Below are 1,504 nucleotides of genomic sequence, written 5' to 3' on the forward strand. Positions count from 1 at the left end.
TCTGATCTCGATCACGGTTGTTCTCCTTTACGGTTGAATGGTTCGTTGCTCTGTCACGTCGCCGTGAAACTGGAAGGTCCGGTCCCGAATCAGCCGACCGTCGCGCAGGTCGCCGTCATACACCGGGCAGGATTCGATACGGATGCGTCCGGAGCTTTGCCGGAGGTTGGAGAGGTTCACCCGGGCCAGACCGCCCAGAGGAACCAGTTCGGTGAGGTTCAAGCTGCCCTGGTCTGCGATGGCGATCTCCGGGTGAAGCTGGAGGAACCGCGAAACCGATTCGTGAAAACCGAGCAGTTCGGCCTCCCGGTCCACGGTCACCACCAGGTCGAAATCGAGGTGATAGAGCCGGGGAAACCGGCACTCCTCGAAACTCAGCTCCGCGACATTCTTCTCGAACAGGCGGCTCTGGCTGCGGCGGAAACGGTCTTCCGCCAGCTTCGGCCCCTGGAGGATGACGCTGGGGGTACGCTGGACCTCGAACAGGTCATCCGGGAACACCAGCACGGTGTCCGGGTGGATGGTCTGTTTGGCCAGGCGGATCAGGGTTTCTGTGACGGTCTGTATCGTGCTCAAGGGACGCCTCCGTTTTCTGCCTGGTTACTTACCGGAAGCGCTGGCGATGTGTCGGAGGCTCAAAGCGCGGAGCGGATCGCCTCGCGATAGTTCTGGAGGATCTGTTCGCGGTACTTCTCCATCACCGGATGCAGAAAGGGTCTGGCGGGTATGATGATGGTCGCGCCGTTCGGATGTTTGATGGTGGCCCCGTACTCCATGACGGCACCGATGTTCACCATGTCTTCCCCGTCCTTGTTGACGGTGCCGCGCAGCAGGCCGACGAACGCCTTGTCGGCCATGATCTTCTGGGTGATGGCGTTGATGAGAAAGCCGGTGTCGATGAGCGCCTTGCTGGAACCTTTGCGCTCGATGGTGCTTGCGGCGAGTTTCACGAAGGCCTGTCCGCCCGGGGCCTGGGAGCGAATCCCCCGCTGGATCTCGCGCACCAGAAAAAGGGCGTTGCGGATCGTGGCCTGTCGCAGGGCCGTGGCCAGACGTGGCCCCATGCCGGTGGTCAGCTTGGCGCGGGCCTTGTCCCAGTCACCGGTCCGCCTAACGCCCATTGAGCTTCACCAGTTGCAGGTTCTTATGAGTGACGGTGCCGAAGAAGTGTTCTTCTTCCACACTCTGTATGCGATAGGTTTCCCTGTCTGAGGCCAGGCGGTCTTCACCCCGGACATCGGCATCCGGAAGGACACAGGCAAGCGCGTCGATCTTGCCGCTCAGCTCCTCCGGCGGGGTTTCGTTCAGTTCGAGGGGGATGACGGAGATTTCCGTGTATTCGGCATCGTCGGTGCCGTAGAGCCGCTCGCCGGGAACCACGCGCAGAACCCGTGCTGTCTGACCCGAGGAGAGGATCAGCCGGGCGACGTCGGCCACGGCTTCGGCGCGTTCCCGGTCATTCAACAACATCGAGATCGATCCCTTGTTCGTAGATGACCGGCGT

General features: G+C 61.6%; 3 protein-coding genes. All 3 read right to left on the reverse strand.

The annotated features are described in order from the left end of the window. Window positions 1-27 precede the first annotated feature (27 nt). The 3 genes from EOM25_14885 to EOM25_14895 are packed head-to-tail and all read right to left on the reverse strand — an operon-like array spanning window position 28 to window position 1,470. The gene (locus EOM25_14885; protein NCC26463.1) at window positions 28-576 is read right to left on the reverse strand and encodes a hypothetical protein; all 549 of its coding nucleotides are present in this window, start codon (window positions 574-576) and stop codon (window positions 28-30) included. Between the two features lie 59 nt (window positions 577-635). Next, complete coding sequence (locus EOM25_14890; GenBank protein NCC26464.1) at window positions 636-1,121, reverse strand: hypothetical protein; 486 nt, start codon at window positions 1,119-1,121, stop codon at window positions 636-638. Next, window positions 1,111-1,470, reverse strand: a complete 360-nt coding sequence (locus EOM25_14895; protein NCC26465.1) for a hypothetical protein — start codon at window positions 1,468-1,470, stop codon at window positions 1,111-1,113. Before EOM25_14895 ends, EOM25_14890 begins: the two co-directional genes overlap by 11 nt. Window positions 1,471-1,504 lie beyond the last annotated feature (34 nt).

The sequence above is a fragment of the Deltaproteobacteria bacterium genome, from assembly GCA_009929795.1.
Taxonomy (GTDB): Bacteria; Desulfobacterota; Desulfovibrionia; order Desulfovibrionales; family Desulfomicrobiaceae; genus RZZR01.